The following is a 15,530-nucleotide window of genomic DNA, read 5'->3' as shown; positions in this document are numbered from 1 at the left end:
GATATGTGGAGCAATTGCCTTTACATATATGTAGCATTGTAAATAGCAAAAACCTATATAAAAAGGGCTTTGTGGAAAATGCGACTTTACGCGCCGGTGTTCCGGCAAAGCGAAGCGCGGGGAGAGATATGGTCGACACGCTGAATATGCCCTCGGTCCCGGTGCTGATCCGCGAACGTGCGGCGCGCGATCCGTCGGCGCCGTTGATCACCGACGTGGCGGGCGGCACGATGAACGGCGGCGAGTTCCACGACGCCGCGCTCCGTGTTGCCGACGCGATGGCCGCGCTGGGTATCGAACCCGGCGAGTGCGTCGCGACGATGCTCGATCCGTGCCTTGCGGCCTATTGCGCGTGGATCGGGCTTGGTTGGCGCGGTGCGCTCGAGGTGCCGATCAATCCCGAATATAAGGGCAATCTGCTGGCCTATGCGCTGAACGACTGCCGCGCGCGGGTGCTGATCACCAGCAACGCCTGCGTCGATCAGGTCAATGCGGTCCGCGACCGGCTCGAAACGCTCGAGCGGATCATCACGATCGACGATGAGGTCTGCGCCAGTGCCATATCGATCGCGACGCTGGCGTCGGTCGAGGCGGACGCGCCGCGCATCGATCACGCCGAACCCACGCTCGCCGACACCAACGCCGTCATCTACACCTCGGGCACCACCGGCCCCTCCAAAGGCGTGCTGCAGGCCTGGGGTTCGATCCAGCAGGTGCAGCATAATTTCAGCGGTGAGGTGATCGATCCGGATCAGGTGCCGGTCTATTATTCGCCCTGGCCGACCTTCCATTCGTCGGGGCGCGTCGGCTTCGTTTTCGCGGCGGTGCGCGGCGGGCATATGGTGTTCCGCAGCCGGTTTTCGGTCCGCCATTATTGGGCCGATGTACGCGAACATGGCTGCACGCACACGCAGCTGATGGGGATCGCCGGTTTCCTGATGAACGTCGAACGGCGAGTCGATGATGCCGACAATCCGCTGCAAGGGGTGCTGATGAACCCGGTGCTGCCCGACTATCGCGATTTCGAGACGCGCTTCGGGGTCCGGGTCTGCACAGGCTGGGGGATGACCGAAATCGGCTTTCCGCTGAACGCGTCGAACCTGCCGAACGCGCAGACCTGCGGCAAATTGTCGCCGCTTTACGAGGTGCGCATCGTCGATGCCGAGGGCCGCGATCTACCCGACGGGCAGGCGGGCGAACTGCTGATCCGTGGCAAGGCGCCGTTCCTGATCACGAGGGGCTATCTCAATAAGCCCGAGGCGAACCGGAAAGCGTGGCGCGACGGCTGGTATGCGACGGGCGATATCCTGCGCCGCGATCCCGACGGCTATTTCTACTTCCTCGACCGTGCCAACGATTATCTGCGCGTGCGCGGCAACAATGTCTCCTCATTGGAACTGGAAGGCGAGGTGCGCGCGCATCCGGCGGTCGCCGAAGCCGCGGCGATCGGAGTGAAGGCGGCCGATGTCCCCGCGCTTCCGGGCAATGCGCGGGCCGACGAGGACGAGATCAAGATCGCGGTGAAACTCAACGGTTCGGCGCCGCTCGGCGAGGGCGAGCTTGTCGATTATCTCGCCGAGCGGTTGCCGCGCTATATGGTGCCGCGCTTCGTCGAGTTCGTCGACGACCTGCCGCGCACCCCGACGGGCAAGATTCGCAAGGCGGGGCTCCGCGAAAGCCCGGTGAACGCGGCGACGTGGGACCGGCTCAGCCGATCCGTTCCCGCCGCAACCTGATCCCCGCCGCCTCGCGGTCCCAGGTGTCGGCGGTAATGCCGTCGTCGCGCAGCGCATATTTCTGGATCTTCTGCGTCGGGGTGCGCGGCAGGTCGGGCATCAGCCGGAAGTAGCGCGGCACCATATAATGCGGCAGGCGGGTGGCGAGGAAATCGGTCAGTGTCTTGAGGTCGACCTCGGCGCCTTCGGCGGGCATGATGCACGCCATCACTTCATCCTCGGTCTTGTCGCTCGCGACCCCGATCACCGCGGCTTCCTTGACGCCGGCAAAGGCGCGGATTTCCTGTTCGACCTCATAGGCGGAGATATTCTCGCCGCGGCGGCGGATCGCGTCCTTGCGGCGGTCGACGAAGAAATAATCGCCGTCGGCGTCGCGGCGCAGCAGGTCGCCGGTGTGCAGCCAGCCGTTGCGCCAGGTTTCGGCGGTGGCCTCGGGATTCTTGTAATATTCGGTGAACATCGTCCAGGGCTGGTCGCAGCGCAGGATCGCCTCGCCGACCGCGCCTTCGGGCACCTCGATATCATGTTCGTCGACCAGCCGGATATGCTGCCCCGCGCGCAGCCGCCCGGCGACGCCGATCTTGTCGGGATTGAGCGGACTCTGCACCGGATTGGCGAGTTCGGTCATGCTGTAGGCGGCGAAGGCGCCGACCCCGAAGCGCGCGGTGAACGCCTTGACGTCGGCGGTGTAGGGAACCGCGCTCACCGATTTGAGGCTGTGGTTCCTGTCGTCGTCCGACGGCGGGGTGCTGAGCAGGAAGGGGATCATTGCCCCGAGCAGCGTCGTCGTATTCGCCCCATGCTCGCGGACGATCTGCCAGAACTGGTCGGTCTTGAACGATTCGACGAGCACCACCGAGCCGGCGTTCGAGAGCTGTCCGTAAAGGCAGCCGAAGCCGCCCGAATGGAAGATCGGCAGATGTGCGAGATGGCGATATTCGCGTCCGATCATCGCCGGCATCGCCGCATGGTAGAAGGTCCACATATGGGCATAGGAACACATCACCGCCTTCGACGGGCCGGTGGTGCCCGAGGTGAAGATGATCGCCATATTGTCCCACGGCGCGAGCGGCCGGGCGAGGTCGCCCGCGCTGCCCGGCGCGGTCAAAATATCCTCGCCGTGGAGTGTGAGGCCGTCGACGGGATCGGCGTCGCCGCCGATAACGATCACCTGTTCGAGCATGCCGCGCTCGACATCGGCAAGACGGGGCATGAGGTCGCGGTGGACCAGCCCGACCTTCGCGTCGGCGAGCCACAGCACGTGGCGGAGCAGGCTGCCGCGATAGGCGAGATTGGCGGGCACGAAAACGCCGCCGAGCATATGCGTACCGAGCCATGCGCGCACGGCCGCCTTGCCGTTGGGCAACCAGTTAAACACATGGTCGCCTTGGCCGACGCCCAGTTTCTGCAAGGCGGCTGCGGCGCGATGCGCCTGATCGAGCGCCTCGGCGAAACTCCATTCGCTGCCGTCCTGAAAGCGCATGTAGAGATCGTCGGGATGCTCGCGCGCCTGTCGTTCGAGCAGATGGCGGGTGATCGCCTGTTCGGCAGTGGGGAAGGGCATATCGGACATCGGTTCTTCCTGCAGCAGTCAGGCGAAGGGGAAGCGGGCGGCATCCTCGCGGCGGAGGCCGGGGCGTGCATTGGCGAGGCGGAGCGAGGTCGCATAGCGTTCGGGCTGCGAGCCGAAACAGGCGGCGGGCGATGGGCCCGACAAGGCGCCCGCGCGTCCATAATATTGCGTGATGTCCATGCGTTGCCCGCGTCCGACGAAGGCGCCGCGCTGGATCAGGAATAGGCGTTCGAACTCCTCTGCCGACAGCCGTTCGGTCGCCCAGCGCGCGAAGCCTGCGAGCAAGGGGGCGCCAGCATAGAGCGAGGGCGCGGTGATCCGGAATTCGGCGTCGATTTCGATTTCCAGCACGGGCGCGCCATCCTGAAGGAGGCGGACCGGCTGCTTGTCGGCATTGGCGTCGGGCAGGATGACGTCATAACGCCGATCGTCGCGGTCTTGCGCGATATGCGCGGCGGCGAGGCGCAGCGTGTCGAACATATGGGTGCATTGCAGCGCCGGTTCGGTCTGCAGCCAGCGCGTGCGCAAATCCGCGATCAGCGGTAGGCCGGCAAGGCCGGACAGCGCGCGCTCGGCACCCGCGCAGCTGGTTAGCGGATGGCGTTCCCAGCGGCTCGCCACGGCGGTCAGCGCGCGATCGTCGTGATGGATCGACAGCGCCAACGCGTGGAAAGGATCCTCCATTACCGCCTCGACCCGATCGGGAGCGCGGCGGCGAAACACCGTCGACCGGACGAAATAGCCGTCACCATATCGGGGATTGGCGGGCATCGGGCCCGCCAGATCGTCGGTCATCGGTCGCAGATCTCCCATGCCCGCGGCTTGGTCGCCCGGCTACTTAATCAATTGATTAAATATCTGTGTCAGCTTGGCGAGGGGCCGTCAAGTCGGTGATGGAGGCGTTATCGTATTTCGCTGCCGGCGAGCAGGGGCTGGACGATGAAGCGCCGGATGAAACGACGCTTTTCGGCATCGTCGATCTGCGGCGAGGCGACCTGAAGCATCAGCATCGCTTGCGCGCGGGCGAGCCAATAGATAATCTCGTCGATCTCGAGGTCGGCCGCGATTTCGCCGCGCGCGCGCGCCTGTTCGAACAGGTTCGTCCACCAGGTGCGCTGCAACTGCTGCATCAGGCTGCTCGGCGAAATCACCGACTCCTGAAACTCGATGCTTTCGACCATGCGGCGGATATAGATATTCTCGTTGGCCAGTCGGATGACGAGCAGCAGCGTATCGGTCAGGAAATCGGCAAAATCGTCTGAGCGCACCAGCCGCCGCCGCACTTCGCTGTTGACGCGCCACGTCTCGCGCACCGAAATCTCGTCGAGGATCGCATCCTTGCTCGGATAATATTTATAGACGGTCGGCCGCGACACCTTGGCGCGGCTCGCGATATTCTCGATCGTCGTCTTTGCAATCCCATATTGCTCGAAACAATCATAGGCGGCGCGCAGGATGCGCTCCTGTGTCGAATTATCGTCCGTCCGGGCTGCCGCCGGGCCGCTGTCCATTGCCGATCTCCTGCTCCCGACCGGGAATGCTGCATCGCGACGTCGTTAGCAAGGCTGGCAATGCGAACAAGTCGCAAAATCGCGGCGCGGCGCCGGCCGCTCCTCTCAGGCGGCGGTTGTTTCAGCGATGGTAGCCAGTTTCCGGATCGATACTTCGAGCCCGTCCATGATCGTCGTACCCGAAATCGCTTCGACCGCTTGCTCGCCGATCGGTAGCAGCCAGTTGATGTTGCTGCCGCCCTGCGCATTGGCGTGCCGCCAGCCGCCATGATGGCCCCATCCGTGCGGATAGCTGACGGTGCCGGGGCGCATATCCTCGGTAATTGCGATGCGGACGGTGACGGTGGCGGTGCCGGTGGACAGCTCGACGGCCTCGCCATCGGCAAGGTCGAGCCGCGCGGCATCGCCCGGATGCATCAGCAGATCGGGATGCTGGCTGCGGACGAGGCGCGGGACATTGTGCAGCCAGCTGTTGAGCGAGCGGATGTCGCGGTGCGTGATCAGGCGCAGCGTGTCGGACGGCGCGGGCATCAGGCGCGCGAATTCGGCGGCGATCATCTCGTGCCACAGCAGCGCGCGGCCATCGGGCCACACAATCCTCGGCCAAGGGTCATAGGGATCGGGCAGGTCGACCATCACGCCATGCGGGACCTCGCGCAGCGTGTCGAAGCTCCAGCCGTCGCTCGCGCCCATTTGGTCGCCGGCGGGGCCGAGGCGGAAGGCCTTGTCGAGATCGTCCATCGGCCGGCCATGCGTCGGCTTGCCCATGCGGGTCAGGATCGCATTGAAAATCTCCCATTCGGAGCGCGCCTCGCCCACCGGCGGGATGACCGCATCGGTCACTTGCACAAACGGGCGGATCATCGATCCGAGCCCCGCCATCGGGTAATCGTCGCGCTCGAAGAAGGTCGGTACCGGCAGGATATAGTCGGCATAGCGGTTGCTCTCGGTCTGATAGAGATCGAGCGCGACGATCAGGTCGAGCTGTTGCAGCGCATCGATCAGCGCCTGCCCGCCCGGCGCCGACATCACCATATTGCCGCCGGTCAGGATCATCGCGCGCACCTGCCCCTCGCCCGGCTCCAATATGTCCGCCGGCAGCATCGCCGAGGCGAGGAATTGCGCGACGCTTGGGAAATCGCCGACGCGGCTGCGCGTATCGCCATAACCGCCGGTCAGCACCTTTTGCGCCCCGCCGAGGATCGTGCGGCTGAAGATCGCGCCGCCCTTTCGTCCCAATTTGCCGCCGAGCAGGTTGAGCGCGATCAGCAGGAAATTCTCGAGCGTCGCGTGCGGTCCGCGGCAGACGCCGAGGCGGCCATAAGCGACGGCGCGCGGCGTTGCGGCGAAGCTGCGTGCGAGTTCGGTGATGGTGTCGGCATCGACGCCGGCGCGCTCGGCGCAGTCGGTCAGCGCATATTGCGTCACCGCGCCGGCGAGATCGGTAAAGCCATTGCTATGCGCGTCGATATAGGCGGCATCGTACAATTCTTCGTCGATCAAGACGCGGAGCAGCCCGAGCAGCAGCCAGACGTCGCCGTTCGCGCGCACCGCGACATGCTGGTAGCGGCGCGCGGTCTCGGTGCGGCGCGGATCGACCACGACGACGCGCCCGCGTTCCGCAATCGCGTCGAGATCGTGGCGCACGCGCGGCGACCAGACCATCGATCCGTTCGAGACCAGCGGGTTGGCACCGAACATCAGCAGCATGTCGTTATGCGGCAGATCGGGAATTTCATAGGTCACCGCCGACCCGAAGGCGATGTAGCAGGCGGTCAGCCGTGCATTGGTGTCCTGCGACCCCGCGCCATAATATTTGGTGATGCCCAGCGTCCCCAGGAACGCCTTGAGGCTGAACGACACGTCGATGCCGAAGGCGATCGGATTGCCCTTGTACGACGCGACCGCGTCGGGGCCGTGCGTATCGATCACGGCGCCCAGCCGCGCGGCGATGTCGTCCAGCGCTTCGTCCCAGCCTACGGACACGAATTCGCCCGGGCCGCCGACACGCTTCATCGGTGTCAGGATGCGGTCGGGATCGTAAGTGACATTGTGGAAGGTAATCCCCTTCAGACAGACATGCCCCTGCGAATGAGGATTCGCCTTGTCGGGCTGGACGTCGGTGATGCGCCCGTGCTCGACCTTTGCCGCAAGCCCGCAATGCGCTTCGCACAAACGGCAGAAGGTGAAATGCACGCCGTCCTCACCGGGCCGCAGCCGCGTCGCCGGACTCTCGTTCATCGCCTTCTCCTCATAAATATCACTCATTATCTAATAGTATTTGATTATCCGGGCAAATGGTGCAAACCGGTTTGGAAAAGCTGGATTTCCGATCAGGCAGGGCGAGGGAAAAATGGACTTCACCAACGATTATACGCTGACCATCGATGGCGCCGCGGTCGACACAGCCGCGCGCGTCGATGTGATCAACCCGGCGACCGGAAAGGCTTTCGCGTCGGCGCCTTGTGCCGGGCAGGCCGAGCTCGATCTGGCGGTTGCCGCGGCGAAGCGCGCGCTGCCCGCGTGGAAGGCGCTCGGCTGGGAAGGGCGGCGCGACCTGCTGGTCAAGGCGGCGAAGGCGATCGAGCCGCATCTCGACCAGTTCACCGCCCTGTTCGTCGCCGAGCAGGGGCGGCCGACGGCGCTCGCGAAGGGCGAAGTGCAGATGGGCGCCTGGTGGCTGAAATCGGTCGCGCGGCAGGAACTCGCCAATGAGATCGTCGAGGATAGCGAGACGCGGCAGGTGATCGTCAAGCACGAGCCGCTCGGTGTCGTCGCGGCGATCGTGCCGTGGAATTTTCCGTTCCTGCTGGCGATGTGGAAGATCGCGCCGGCGCTGCTCGCGGGCAATACGATGGTGCTGAAGCCGTCGCCCTACACCCCGCTCTGTTCGCTGAAGCTCGCCGAACTGTGGCGCGATATCCTGCCGCCCGGCGTTTATAACGTCATCTCGGGCGACGATGCGCTCGGGCCGTTGATGACCGCGCATCCGGGCTTTGCCAAGATCAGCTTCACCGGATCGACCGCGACGGGCAAACGGGTGATGGAGGCGGCGTCGCGCGACCTCAAGCGCATCACGCTCGAACTCGGCGGCAACGACGCCGCGATCGTACTGCCCGATGTCGATGTGGAAGAGGTCGCGCCGAAGCTGTTCTTCGGCTCCTTCTACAACACCGCGCAGGTCTGCATCGCCACCAAGCGCATGTATATCCACGACGACATCTATGACGAGATGCTGGAGGCCTTTCACCGGCTGGCGAAGGAAGCCGTGGTCGGCGACGGGGCGCAGCAGGGCGTTCAATATGGCCCGGTGCAGAACCGGGCGCAGTACGACCGGGTCCGCACGCTGATCGACGGCGCGCGCGCCGAGGGGCTGAGCTTGCTGCAGGGCGCTGAGGTGCCCGAGGGCGATGGCTATTTCATTCCGCTGACGCTTGTAGACAACCCGCCCGAGGATGCGGCGGTGGTGACCGAGGAGGCGTTCGGCCCAGTGCTGCCTTTGCTGCGCTTTTCTAGCATCGACGATGTCGTCGCGCGCGCGAACAATTGCGACTACGGCCTTGCGGGCGCGGTGTGGTCGAAGGATATCGACGCGGCGGTCGCGGTTGCGGACCGGATCGAGACGGGAACGGTGTGGATCAACGACAATTTCCAGAATGGCCCGCATATCCCCTTTGCGGGCGCCAAACAGTCGGGATTCGGCGTCGAAAATGGTGCCGATGGCCTGCGCGAATTCACCTTTCCCAAGGTGATCTTCGTGCCCAAGAAGTCGGCCTGACGGGCGGTAAAGGGCGCGCTGCTCCGGCATGCGCGTCCGGCCCTAGAGCCCGGCGATCCGGGCGAGGTGCCAGTCGGCGTCGGCCCACAACACCTCGATCGCCATCGCGCGCTTGACATAGTGACCGATCGGCAGCTCGTCGGTCATCCCCATCCCGCCGTGGAGCTGGATCGCCTGCTGGCCGACGAAGCGGCAGGCGCGGGCGATATTGACCATCGCGCTCGACACCGCGCGGCCGCGTCCGGGGGCTTCTTGGTCGAGAGCTTCCACCGCCAGCCAAGCCGAAGAACGCGCCAGCTCGCATTCGAGATACATGTCGACCATCCGGTGCTGCAGCGCCTGAAAGCCGGCGATCGGCTGGCCGAACTGACGCCGCTGACCGGTGTAGGCGACCGTCTGTTCGAGCAGGCTGTCGAGCAGCCCCACCGCCTCCGCGGCGAGCAGCGCTAGCGCGCGGTCGCGCGCTTCTTCGAGCAGGTCGCTGGCCCCGCCTTCGGGACCAATCAATGCGTCGGCGGGGAGAGCATGATTCTCGAATGACAGGTCGGCGGCGGGGTGGCTGTCGATCATGCGATAGGTTGAGAGGCTGAGGCCTGCGGCCTTGGCGGGATCGATCCGGAAGAGTGACAGGCTGTCGTCGCCGGTACGCGCGGTGATGAGAATCGTATCGGCCTCGGCCGCCCAGCCGGCGACCGACTTTGTTCCGTTGAGCCGCCAGCCGCCGCCTTCGCGGCGCGCGGTCGCGGCGATTCCGGCAAAGTCGTAGCGCAGGCCGGGCTCGGCCCAGGCGAGCGTCGCGATCGCCGTGGCGGGCGGGGCGGGAGCGCCGCAGCGGTCGAGCAGCCAGGTCGTCGTCGCCACCTCCGCAAAAGGCAGAGGCGCTCGCGCTCGCCCGATCTCTTCGGCGATGATCGCGCCCTGCCGCGCGTCGAGCAGCGCCGCGCCGATGCCGAGACGGTCCGCGAAATCGGCCCAACTGGGCTTGCTGTCCCTAGCGAGGTAAGCGCGCACCGCATCGCGCAGCATCGCCTGTTCGGCTTCGGATGCGCCGCTCATCGCGCCATCCCCGCGAGCGCACGCCAGATGATATTCTTCTGCACTTCGGTCGATCCGCCGTAGATGGTCTGCGCGCGCTCGAAGAGATAGGATTGGACGGCCGCCGGGCCGAAGGGCGAAGTCGCGGGCGCCGTCGCCGCCCAATCGGCGCGATCGCGGTCGAGCATCGGCAGCCGGCTGCGGCCGGCAAGGTCGATGCCGAGTTCGGTGATCGCCTGCGCGCATTCGGTGCAGGCGCTCTTGAGCGCCGCCGCGGTCGCCATCGAAATCTCGCCGCGCAGCGCGCGCAGGATCGACGCCTCGATTGCCGCGAGCCGCGCTTCGACGCGGGCATGGGCAAGGCGGAAGGCCGGGTCGCGGTTCATCGTGCCGCCGCCGTTCGCGGGCAGTCGCGTCGCTTCCTTGAGCAGCTGCGCCAGATCGCGCTTCTTGGCCCCGATATGCGCGTAGGACAGGCGCTCGTTCTTGAGCAGGACGTTGGCATAGTGCCACGCCTGCCCCTCCTCGCCGATGCGGTTGGCGACGGGAACGCGGACATTGTCGAACTCGATGCGGTTGAGTTCGTCCGAGCCGTCGATCAGGCGGATCGGGTGGATGCTGATGCCTGGAAGGTCGAGCGGGGCGCAGATCAGCGAAATGCCCTGCTGCTTGCGCTCTTCACGGCTGGTGCGCGCGAGGCAGAAGATCCAGTCGGCCCACTGCGCGCCCGAGGTCCAGATCTTGGTGCCGTTCAGGATATAATCCTCGCCGTCGCGCACCGCCGAAAAGCGCAGCGAAGCGAGGTCCGACCCGGCTTCGGGCTCCGAATAGCCCTGTGCCCAGAAGCTGCGCGATTCGAGGATTGCGGGCAGCCATTCGGCCTTTTGCTGATCCGATCCGAAGGCGGCGATAATCGGCCCGATATAGATCACCGCCATCGGAATGATCGCCGCGGCGTGCGCCAGTTCGAGCTCCTGATCGAAGATATAGCGTTCGGTTGGCGTCCAGCCCGTACCCCCGACCTCGCGCGGCCAGCCGACGCCGAGCCAGCCACGCGCGTGAAGCGCGCGCTGCGCGTCGATATGATCCTGCTTGGTCAGCCGCTGCCCCGCCCCGTTCTTCGCGATGACATGTGCGGGATAATCGCGCGCGAAAAAGGCGCGCACTTCGCCCTGAAAGGCGGTTTCTTCAGCGGTCAGCTTCAGCACATCATGATCCTGTTGATGGGGCGGAACGCGGGTTGCGGTCCACCCTATAGGATGGTCAGGATGCGCGGAAGGTGACCGGCAATGTCTTCAGCACCCGCGACTCGCCGACCGCGAAAGCGGGCTGAAAATCCGGCTGGATCCGAAGGTCCGGCAGGCGGTCGAATATTGCACGGATGAGTGTTTCCATCAGCGTCTTGGCGAAATGCTGCCCGATGCAGATATGCGCTCCGCCGCCGAAGCCGAGATGGTCATGTTCGTTTCCGATCGGTCGGTCGAAGCGAACCTGGTCGGGGTCCGGAAATTTGCCGGGATCGTGGTTGGCGGCGCCGTTCATCGCCATGACATAGTCCCCGGCCTTCAGCGGGCAGCCTTCGAGTTCGGTGTCGCGCGTGACGGTTCGCCGCAGCCCCTGGATCGGGGAGGTGTAGCGGACGAATTCGTGCAGTGCGCTCGGGAAATCCACCTCGCCCCCCAGCAGGCGGGCGCGGTCGTCGGGGTGTTCGATCAGATACCAGAGCGCCATGCCGACGACGGCGCTGGTCGTGTCGAGGCCGCCGAACAGGACGAGCGTCGCGATGCCGACGATTTCCTCGTCGGTCAGCGCCTCGTCGTTGATTCGCGCATCGATCAATATCTGCATCAGATCGTCTTCGGGCGGCGTGCCGCGCCGCCGCGTCGCAAATTCATAGAGATAGTCGCTGAGCTCGACGCCATATTTCGCGCAGGTTTCGGGATCCTCGACCCGCATCCGGGTCAGGAAGTCCAGCTTGTGCGCCAGCATCTCCCAATCGTCTCTCGGCACGCCAAGGAAGGGCATGATGACCGTGGCGAGCGTGGGCCGGACAAGCTGCTCCTGCAGTTCGGCCTCACCCTTGGGCGCAATCTCGTCCAGAAGTTCGGTGATGATCGCCTCGAAGCGCGGGCGATATTTCTGAATCGCGTCGGGCAGGAAGATGGGGTTCAGCAGCTTGCGCATCCGCGTCTGTTGCGGCGGGTCGAGGTCGATCGGATAGAGCGGCAACGGCTGTTTGGGAAGCGCGGTGCCGTCGGCCGAGCTGAAGGTGCGGAAATCGTCGTAGACACGCCGCGTCGCGGCATAGTTTGTCGTGTACCAGAAGCCTCCGAGCTGCTCCGACCGCGCGACCGGGCAGCCGGTCTCGCGCACCTTGTCGTAGAAATCATAGGGGCGCTGCATCAGTGCGCGGTCGTGCTGGCTGAACTCTTCCACCGCATAATCTTTGACGTCCGCCATCGCTCGATCCTCTCGCCTGTGCGCCCATAAGTCTTTTCGCGAGGCAATTTCGATCAAATGGCGAGTCGTGTCAACCAATCGATTAACTGTTATATAGCTCCGCATGAGAGAAATCGGCGCCTTATGGTGATTTCTATGCCGTTGGGTTGGCTTTACATTCACGGAAATCTGGACAGTCGGCGAAAAGAATGAAAGGTTCTAATCGATCAATTAACCGGAGCGAATCATGCGGCCAGCAACGGGCGAGGACGGCGACCATGTGACCTTCTGCCGCATCTGCACCGCGGTGTGCGGGCTGGTGGCGACGGTCGAGGATGGCAAGGTCGTGCGGGCGCGGCCCGACCCCGACAATCCGTCGTCGCAGGGGCATGCCTGCGTCAAGGGGATCGCCTATCATGGCGTGACGCACGATCCCGACCGGGTAACACGGCCGATGAAGCGCGTCGCGCCGGGGCGCTTCGAGCCGGTGAGCTGGGACGAGGCGCTGGACGATATCGCGGCGCGGCTGTCGGCGATCATCGCCGAACATGGCCCCGATGCGGTCGCGAGCTATCAGGGCAATCCGCCCGCCTATGCGACCGACGGCATGACGGGGTTCCGCATGTTCCTGAAGGCGCTGGGCACGACGAAGATTTATGGCGCGGGATCGCAGGACACCAATGCCCGCTTCACCGCCAACTGGATCCTCTACGGCAGCCCGCTGACGATCGACGTGCCCGACGTTAACAACGCCGACTTCATGCTGATCTTCGGGGCCAATCCGCTGATCTCGCACGGATCGCTGATCTTCACCCCGCGCGTCCGACACCAGCTCGACGCGGTCGCGGCGCGCGGCGGGGTCGTCGTTGTCGATCCGCGGCGCAGCGAGACCGCGGCGCGCTACGAACATGTCGCGATCGAGCCCAATTCGGACTGCTGGCTGATGCTGGCGATGCTCAAGACGCTCGCCGACGAGGGGCTGGCCGACGAGGCGTTTCTGGCGGAACGCTGCGCGGGCTGGCCCGAGCTTCGGGCAGCGCTCGCGGGAATCGATTATGACGATGCGGCGCGGCGCACAGGCATGGCGGTCGAGACGATCAAGTCCCTCGCGCGCCGGCTCACCGCCAGCCCGAAATCGGTGTGCTACGGCCGTGTCGGCATCTGCCGCGGGCCGCATGCGACGCTTGCCAATTTCCTGCTCTCGGCGCTCAACATGGTCGGCGGCACCTTCGGCCATGAAGGCGGCAGCACCTTTGCGACCCCGGTGCTCGCGGGCAGCGACCGCGCCACGACCGGCGGCTATGACGAGGTGCGCAGCCGCGTCGGAAATTTCCCGAGCGTGACGCAATTCCTGCCCTCGGCGGTGATGCCCGACGACATCCTCGAACCCGGCCCCGGCAAGGTTCGCGCGCTGTTGTCGCTCGGCGGCAATGTGCTGCTCGCGGCGCCGGGCGGCGACCGGCTGCGGCGCGGGCTCGAGCAGCTCGAGCTGTCGGTCTCGTTCGACCTCTATATCAACGAGGCGGGGTCCTACGCCGATTATGTGCTGCCGGGCCTGACCTTTTACGAGCGAGCCGACCTGCCGATGGTGCCGTTCATGAGCATGGTGCAACCCTTCCTGCAATATACCGAGCCCGTGATCGCGCCGGTCGGGGAAGCGCGGAGCGAGTTCGACACCTTCTGCGACATATTGGCGCGGATGAGGCTGCGCATGCCCGCCGCTTCGCCCGACGAGGTCGCGGCGCAGGCGGCGGGCGGCCAGATGCGCCCGCTCGAGGTGCTCGACGGCGCGATCCGGCAGGGGCCGGCGGGCGTGCATGGCGACTGGTCGATCGACAAGCTGCGCGACCATCCGCATGGCGTGATGCTCGACATCCCGATCCCCTGGGGCAATCAGGAGAAGATCGCGCACGCCGACGGCAGGATTCACCTGTGGGACGATATGGTTGGCGCCGAACTCGACCGGCTGTTCGCGGCGGCGCCGGTCGACGGTCTTAAACTGCTTTCAAGACGCGACATGCGCTCTCACAATGGCTGGCTCCACAATGTCGACCGGCTGATCCGCTCGCAAAAGCCGACGCTGCATATCCATTCCGACGATGCCGCCGAACGCGGCCTCTCAGACGGCGACCGCGCGACGCTGTCGAACCGGTTCGGGGCGATCGAGGTCGAGGTCGAGATCAATGACGACCACCGGCGCGGCACCGTCTCCTATCCGCATTGCTTCGGTCACGGCACCGGCGGTTGGCAGCGTGCCAACCGCGCTGGCGGCGCGAATGTGAACATCCTGCTCGGCCACGGCCCCGACGTGGTCGAGGCGGTGTCGGGGACGACGCTGATGGACGGGATCGCGGTCGAACTGACGGCGCTACACCCGGCGTGATGTCAGGGTGCGAGGCCGCGCAGATAGATGTCGCAGACCAGTTCGGCATATTTCTGCTTGATGCCGTCGTCGAGCCGGTCGACGCCGAGCGTCGACGGCACCGAATAGCCCGCGTGGAAAATATGGTCCGCCGCACCGACGAGGCAATAATAGAGCAGGCCGGGGTCGACCTCCTTCAGCACGCCTTCGCGCACCCCCTGCGCGACGATGTCGCGATAGACGTCGATCATCGGCTCGATGAAGATCTGCGCGACGCGCTTGCTCGCCGCGGGGCTTCCGGACTCGACCATATAGTGGATCAGCCGATTGATGTAGGGCGAGCGATAATAGGCGTTGATGATGCCGTTGATGTGGATCTTCAGCTTCTTTTGCGCCGGAATTTCCATTTCGCTCAAGGCCTTGAGCGCGGTCATCGCGGTCTCGGCATCGCGTTCGAGAAGCGCGAGCAACAGCCCTTCCTTGTTGCCGAAATAATATTTGATCATCGCCGAATTGACCGACGCGCGCTGCGAAATCTCGTTCAGCGAAACGTCGATCGTCGTTGCCTCGGACAGAAGCTGCGCCGTCGCGTTCAAAAGCGCCTCGGCCGATGCCGACCGTTCCTCGCGCCGCGCCGCCTTGATCGTCAAGCCGCTCTCTCCGTCCATTCCCCTGGCCATTCCCATGTCCGATATGTTCGCCCAGCCTATCGTTGGGACTCGGGCAGGAAGACTGTCAAGCCCTCCAGTTCGTCGGTCATCGCGATCTGGCAAGAAAGGCGGCTGTTCGGGCGCGGGTCATTGACACAGTCGAGCATCTCGCTCTCGTCGGCGCCAGCGGGGCCGACGCGCTCCAGCCATTCGGGGGCGACATAGATGTGGCAGGTCGCGCAGGCGCAGACGCCGCCGCAATCGGCCTCGATCCCCTCGACCATATTGTCGCGCGCACCGCGCATGACCGAGTTTCCGGCCGCGATTTCGACGGTCTCGACGCTGCCGTCGGCATTATGGAAATTGACGCTCGGCATATGGTTTTTCCTGTCCCGGTCGCTGTGGATCAACCCACTTTCAATTGATCAATTAATATTGCATGGTGA

General features: G+C 64.9%; 12 protein-coding genes. 3 read left to right on the top strand and 9 right to left on the bottom strand.

Features of this window, described 5'->3' with window-relative positions:
• Positions 1 to 128 precede the first annotated feature (128 nt).
• Complete coding sequence (locus VFG17_RS07945) at positions 129 to 1,736, top strand: AMP-binding protein (RefSeq protein ID WP_325028917.1); 1,608 nt, start codon at positions 129 to 131, stop codon at positions 1,734 to 1,736.
• On the opposite strand, the gene VFG17_RS07940 is transcribed toward VFG17_RS07945, so the two are convergent.
• The 4 genes from VFG17_RS07940 to VFG17_RS07925 form a co-directional block, all read right to left on the bottom strand.
• Positions 1,708 to 3,309 (bottom strand): AMP-binding protein, encoded by a 1,602-nt coding sequence (locus tag VFG17_RS07940; RefSeq protein WP_325028916.1) that lies wholly within the window; start codon positions 3,307 to 3,309, stop codon positions 1,708 to 1,710. The two genes, VFG17_RS07945 and VFG17_RS07940, sit on opposite strands and share 29 nt — an antisense overlap.
• A gap of 18 nt (positions 3,310 to 3,327) precedes the next feature.
• The gene (locus VFG17_RS07935; RefSeq protein ID WP_325028915.1) at positions 3,328 to 4,104 is read right to left on the bottom strand and encodes a DUF2889 domain-containing protein; all 777 of its coding nucleotides are present in this window, start codon (positions 4,102 to 4,104) and stop codon (positions 3,328 to 3,330) included.
• A 107-nt stretch (positions 4,105 to 4,211) separates the two neighbouring features.
• Positions 4,212 to 4,820, bottom strand: coding sequence for a helix-turn-helix domain-containing protein (locus VFG17_RS07930; RefSeq protein ID WP_325028914.1), 609 nt, complete (start codon positions 4,818 to 4,820; stop codon positions 4,212 to 4,214).
• A 105-nt stretch (positions 4,821 to 4,925) separates the two neighbouring features.
• Complete coding sequence (locus VFG17_RS07925) at positions 4,926 to 7,061, bottom strand: molybdopterin-containing oxidoreductase family protein (RefSeq protein WP_325028913.1); 2,136 nt, start codon at positions 7,059 to 7,061, stop codon at positions 4,926 to 4,928.
• Between the two features lie 112 nt (positions 7,062 to 7,173).
• On the opposite strand from VFG17_RS07925, the gene VFG17_RS07920 reads away from it, so the two are divergent.
• Positions 7,174 to 8,598 (top strand): aldehyde dehydrogenase family protein, encoded by a 1,425-nt coding sequence (locus VFG17_RS07920; protein ID WP_325028912.1) that lies wholly within the window; start codon positions 7,174 to 7,176, stop codon positions 8,596 to 8,598.
• Between the two features lie 42 nt (positions 8,599 to 8,640).
• Here the strand turns inward: VFG17_RS07920 and VFG17_RS07915 are convergent, their stop codons facing one another.
• From VFG17_RS07915 to VFG17_RS07905, 3 genes are read right to left on the bottom strand one after another with little or no spacing between them, the layout of a single operon-like run.
• Positions 8,641 to 9,654, bottom strand: coding sequence for an acyl-CoA dehydrogenase family protein (locus VFG17_RS07915; protein ID WP_325028911.1), 1,014 nt, complete (start codon positions 9,652 to 9,654; stop codon positions 8,641 to 8,643).
• Positions 9,651 to 10,841: an acyl-CoA dehydrogenase family protein gene (locus VFG17_RS07910; RefSeq protein ID WP_325028910.1), complete on the bottom strand. Its 1,191-nt coding sequence runs from the start codon at positions 10,839 to 10,841 to the stop codon at positions 9,651 to 9,653. Before VFG17_RS07910 ends, VFG17_RS07915 begins: the two co-directional genes overlap by 4 nt.
• 55 nt (positions 10,842 to 10,896) lie before the next feature.
• Positions 10,897 to 12,093: a cytochrome P450 gene (locus VFG17_RS07905; protein WP_325028909.1), complete on the bottom strand. Its 1,197-nt coding sequence runs from the start codon at positions 12,091 to 12,093 to the stop codon at positions 10,897 to 10,899.
• Between the two features lie 226 nt (positions 12,094 to 12,319).
• Here VFG17_RS07905 and VFG17_RS07900 point away from each other — a divergent pair, with 226 nt between their 5' ends.
• Positions 12,320 to 14,455 (top strand): molybdopterin-containing oxidoreductase family protein, encoded by a 2,136-nt coding sequence (locus tag VFG17_RS07900; protein WP_325028908.1) that lies wholly within the window; start codon positions 12,320 to 12,322, stop codon positions 14,453 to 14,455.
• A gap of 2 nt (positions 14,456 to 14,457) precedes the next feature.
• Here VFG17_RS07900 and VFG17_RS07895 read toward each other — a convergent pair whose 3' ends face one another.
• The gene (locus tag VFG17_RS07895) at positions 14,458 to 15,084 is read right to left on the bottom strand and encodes a TetR family transcriptional regulator (protein ID WP_325028907.1); all 627 of its coding nucleotides are present in this window, start codon (positions 15,082 to 15,084) and stop codon (positions 14,458 to 14,460) included.
• Positions 15,085 to 15,140: 56 nt separating this feature from the next.
• Entirely contained in the window at positions 15,141 to 15,461 is a 321-nt protein-coding gene (locus VFG17_RS07890; protein ID WP_325028906.1) for a 2Fe-2S iron-sulfur cluster-binding protein, read from the bottom strand.
• Between the last annotated feature and the right edge of the window lie 69 nt (positions 15,462 to 15,530).

This window comes from Sphingopyxis sp., from assembly GCF_035686825.1.
In the GTDB taxonomy this organism is placed as follows: domain Bacteria; phylum Pseudomonadota; class Alphaproteobacteria; order Sphingomonadales; family Sphingomonadaceae; genus Sphingopyxis.
This window is presented reverse-complemented; position numbering and strand designations above follow the sequence as displayed.